The following is a 4,988-nucleotide window of genomic DNA, read 5'->3' on the forward strand; positions in this document are numbered from 1 at the left end:
AGTTCCCATACCTGCGATTCCAAAATTCTCTACTAACACTTTAGCTACATTTGGAGATAAGAATCCTGGTAATGTAGGCCCTAAGTGAATATTTTTAACTCCTAAATATAATAATGCTAAAAGAACAATTACAGCCTTTTGCTCATACCATGCTATATTATAAGCTATAGGAAGCTCATTGACATCATTTAATTCAAATATTTCTTTTAATTTTAAAGCAATCACTGCTAATGAATAGGAATCATTACATTGTCCTGCATCTAAAACTCTTGGAATTCCACCAATATCCCCTAAATTCAATTTATTATAACGATATTTAGCACATCCTGCTGTTAATATTACTGTATCTTTTGGTAACTTTTCTGCAAATTCTGTGTAATAGTCTCTAGATTTCATTCTTCCATCACAACCAGCCATTACAAAGAATTTTTTAATTGCTCCAGATTTTACAGCATCTACTACTTTGTCTGCCAAAGCAAATACTTGAGCGTGAGCAAATCCTCCTATAATTTTACCATTTTCAATTTCTTTTGGAGATTCCAATCTCTTTGCATGTTCTATAATCTCACTAAAATCTTTTATCTTTCCATTCTTTCTATCTTTGATATGTTTAAACCGTGGGTATCCTGTTGCACCTGTAGTATAAACTCTATCTATATAACTTTCTTTTGGAGGTATGATGCAGTTGGTTGTAAATAAAATAGGTCCATTGAAGGATTCAAATTCTTCATTTTGTTTCCACCAAGCATTTCCATAATTACCTACAAAGTTTGAATATTTTTTAAAGAAAGGATAATAATGAGCTGGTAACATTTCACCATGAGTATATACATCTACACCAGTATCTTTTGTTTGTTCTAATAATTCTTCTAAATCTTTTAAATCATGTCCTGATATTAATATAGCTGGATTATTTCTAACACCAATATTTACTTCTGTTATTTCTGGATTTCCATAAGCACCTGTATTGGCAGCATCAAGCATTGCCATAGTGTCTACTCCATATTTCCCAGTTTCTAAAGTGATTTTTACTAAATCATCTGCACTCAATGTATCATCTAATGTAGCAACTAATGCTTTTGATATAAAATTATAAACTTCTTCATTTTCTTTTCCTAAATTATAAGCATGCTCAGCATAAGCTGCCATACCTTTTACTCCATATATAATTAATTCTCTTAATGAACGAATATCTTCATTCTCAGTAGCTAAAATTCCCACTTCATAAGAATTGGCTTTTTCTTGAATTTCTAAATCAGATTTTGCCATCCAAGTAACTACATCGTGTGATAGATTAAGTACCCTTCCTTGATCTTTTAGTTGTTTTTTCATCTCTTCTCTTAATTCTAAACCTTCTTTGATTTTTTTAATAAATTTAGAATCATCAAAGTTTGCATTTGTAATGGTCATAAATAATCCATTCATAATAAAATGATTTGCATCAGAAAATTTAATACCTGATTTTAATCCCTCTTGCTTAAGTAGTGCAATGCCTTTTAATGTATAAATCATTAAATCCTGTAAATTTGAAACCTTATCTGTTTTTCCACAGACCCCTCTTACTGTACAGCCTGTCCCTCTTGCTGTTTCTTGACATTGATAACAAAACATACTCATTTTAAACTGCCTCCCCCTTATAGATATAATTTTTTATCCTTTACATGTTCAATAATATAGAATATTGATTTCAAATTCGGTATCTTATGTTACTAAATTAAAAGTTTTTTAATTTTTCACCTTTTCTTAGTTGAGATCTAAAACTTTGAATAAGCTGATCCATTTTCTCTAATTCTTTAAGAATTTCTTTCTCTTCTTGATCTGTCTCTATTATTTTGTATATTCCTCCATTTTGAATGACAATTCTTTTGTCTGCCATTAAAGCCAGATTAGGATCATGAGTAGCCATTAAAACTATTTTTTCTTCATTTACCAAAAGATTTAGAGCTCTTTTTCTATCTATTCCTGCATTTTCTATCTCATCGATCAATACGATAGGTGAAGTACTTAAAATAGCTGTATCTGCAATCATCAAAGCTCTAGATTGTCCACCACTTAATCCTGTTATAGGTGTATCTAAATTGAATTTTTCACCTGCTAATTCATTTGCTGCATCTATTATTTTTTTGACGATCTCCTCTTCATTGTCAATCATTCTACTTTCAGCATGTAATTGCAAAAATTCCTTTACAGTTAAATCCATTACAAAATTCATATTTTGCGATAATTGCGCAACTAACCTATTACTAATTGAAAATCTCAGGCTTTTGTCTTGGATCTCTTCATTGACTAAAATCGTTCTTTCTGTAGGAGTATCCTTATTTGCAGCCCATTCTATATCAGCTAACAACCTACTTTTTCCTGAACCTGTAGGGCCTACGATTGAAATGATCTGACTTTTATAAATTATTAATTTTTCAAAATTTTCTTTATTCCCATATTTATCTTTACCCGCAATAATTGTTAAAGAATCAACTTTATCATTTTTTAGTCCTAAAAATTCAATCATTTGATTGATATATACCTTAAGATCTATCTTCATTTTTTCTATATCTATTGCCCATTCTTCCACATATTCTGGTGTAAAATGATTTAAATAATCTTCAAAGGTACAATCTTCATATCCAGTAATATCTAATTTATTATTTTCAAAAAAAGATAGTATAAAAGGATATTTTTTTTCTAACTCCTTTATTGTAAGAACATCTAGTTCATTTTTTCTAATCATTTTCATCACCTAATTTCATTTTTCTAATATTTCCCATCTGATAATCTTCTCCAATCCTTGTTTCTCCTAAGCAATAAGAACAAAGAGCAGATGGCATTGGAAATCTTAACTCTCTTCCTTTAACTGTTTCAACATGATTTTTTTCATCATATATTAATGTACTCAATTCAAATGCTCCTTGTCCTGTTAGTCCATTTACATGTATAGTTATTGCTTTGGGATTTACTGAATGTACCTTTGAAGCAAACACTTCTCTCTCAGCTTGAGAGACAATATCACCTTTTGTGATCACTACAATATCTGCTGATTTTAACATAGGTCCTATTTTCTTAGGAGTATTAATACCACTTAAATTATCTATGACACATATAGACTTTATATCTTTAATGTAAGGGGAACATCTATTACAAAGACCAGCACTTTCAGTAATTAACAAATCTAAGTTTTGTTTTTTTCCCCATTTTACTACTTCTTCAATATTGCTTACAAAATAATGATCTGGACATAAAGATCCGGACAATCCTTTTTTTACAGGCACACCTACTTTTTCATATAAAACATCATCGTCTGTATATAAACAATCAAATTTTACAACTCCTACCTTCAAACTTCTTTTTTGTATAGCATCAATTATTTTTAATATTATTGAAGTTTTTCCTGATGAAGGAGGGCCTGATATAGTTATTAAATTCATTTTTCATCATCTCCATTCACAGCTTGATTAAATATTTTTTCACACTTACGAATCAAAAGTGGTATATCATTATTTTTTATATACTCCCAACCTAGCCACATGTATTTATACTCCTGTAAAATTCTATTATCTACATCTGGATGAATGCTTGGGAATTTTCCATTGTGAGATAAAATTTCTCCTACTTGTTTAGAAGCAAAAAAATCTACAATTGATTTTAATTGTTCTTTCTTATTCTTTTTTATAAGCATAAAAATAGGACTTATAATTGCTCCATCTTCTGGCCACACAAAAGACATTGGACCTCCGCTCTTTACCATCCATGTGAAAAAATACGGCATGATGGTTACAACAGGTTTTTCTGATTTTTTCATGTGAGATTTCACCATCTCAGATGGATGCATACTTCTTTGAAGAATTTGCCCAAGCTTTTTTACTCCTTCTTCACCAAAATTTTTAAATATATTTAATAATATAGAATTGAATAAATCCAAATCCCCTATTGGCAAACTTACACTATTTTCAAATTCATCACTTAATAGATCTTTCCAACTCTTTGGCAGCTTTCTTCCACCCAGTTCTTCTTTATTTACTAAAAATACAGCAGGAACAACCCCCAGCATAGAATATTGATGATCTGGATCTTTTAAAGTAATATACTCATTTTCAAAGTCTTTGTTATAATGTTTAAAGCCTGTGATATCTTCAAAAACATTTTGCGATTTAAACTTGCCAAATAATTTTTTATCAAAAAACATATCAAATCCAGCAGAAATAAACAAATCAGGTATTCCTTCTTCACCATGATCTTTTAAAGATTCTTTTAACCAATCTAGCCCCATTGATGCTGCTTTTAATTCATAATCTATATTTAAATCAAGCTTTTCTTTATTTTTATATAACCAGTGATCAAATCCTTCGGTTAATGGAACCTTCACTGGACAAGGTAGTACTCCAGCTATTTTTAAAAAATCCTTTTTATCTGAATCTTTTTCATACAATGCTTCATCTAACTTGCTTTTATTATTTTTAATTCTTTCTACTAATTGTTGTTCAAAATGATCTATATTGATTTTCTTTATTTTTAAAGCATTTTCTAGTGAAATAGACTTCCCAAATGTTTTTCTTTGGTTTTCATCTTTTATATTTTCAAATCCAATAGATACTAATAAATCAATGGCTTCATTATATTTTTCAGTAATTTCATACAAAGTATCTTTTTTATTAAAATATTTATCCTTCATTTCTAACCCCAGCTCCTTTACGTAATTTTTCATATGTTTCTTTATACTTAGTTTAGCATGATCTATCTTAACTGTTCGGTATCCTATGTTACAAAGTTGTTTTAAAACAAAAAACAACATAAGTATTCAAATCAACTTATGTTGCTTCACGCTGTTTATAAAATATATTGTAGCAAAGTTATAAAAATAAGGAACAATTATTGAGAATTTGTGAAAATATAGAATAAGTGAGAAAATTATTAGCATTACACTGTTTGAGCAAAGCGAGTTTGTAATGCTATTTTCGATCGTTTCTTTATATTTTCCAAATTTGAAAATTTAGTGA

At 29.3% G+C, this 4,988-nt stretch carries 4 protein-coding genes; all 4 read right to left on the minus strand.

The window, feature by feature from the left end:
- A partial coding sequence (hcp, locus tag EK368_RS06200) for a hydroxylamine reductase (protein WP_129597548.1) occupies positions 1-1,617 on the minus strand: 1,617 nt, incomplete at its 3' end.
- Between the two features lie 97 nt (positions 1,618-1,714).
- Entirely contained in the window at positions 1,715-2,725 is a 1,011-nt protein-coding gene (locus EK368_RS06205) for an ATP-binding cassette domain-containing protein (RefSeq protein ID WP_129597550.1), read from the minus strand.
- Positions 2,718-3,419, minus strand: a complete 702-nt coding sequence (locus EK368_RS06210) for a GTP-binding protein (protein ID WP_129597552.1) — start codon at positions 3,417-3,419, stop codon at positions 2,718-2,720. Before EK368_RS06210 ends, EK368_RS06205 begins: the two co-directional genes overlap by 8 nt.
- Positions 3,416-4,663 (minus strand): ABC transporter substrate-binding protein, encoded by a 1,248-nt coding sequence (locus EK368_RS06215; protein WP_129597554.1) that lies wholly within the window; start codon positions 4,661-4,663, stop codon positions 3,416-3,418. The genes EK368_RS06210 and EK368_RS06215 overlap by 4 nt, the downstream gene beginning before the upstream one ends.
- Between the last annotated feature and the right edge of the window lie 325 nt (positions 4,664-4,988).

The organism is Anaerophilus nitritigenes, from assembly GCF_004138215.1.
Taxonomy (GTDB): domain Bacteria; phylum Bacillota; class Clostridia; order Peptostreptococcales; family Thermotaleaceae; genus Anaerophilus; species Anaerophilus nitritogenes.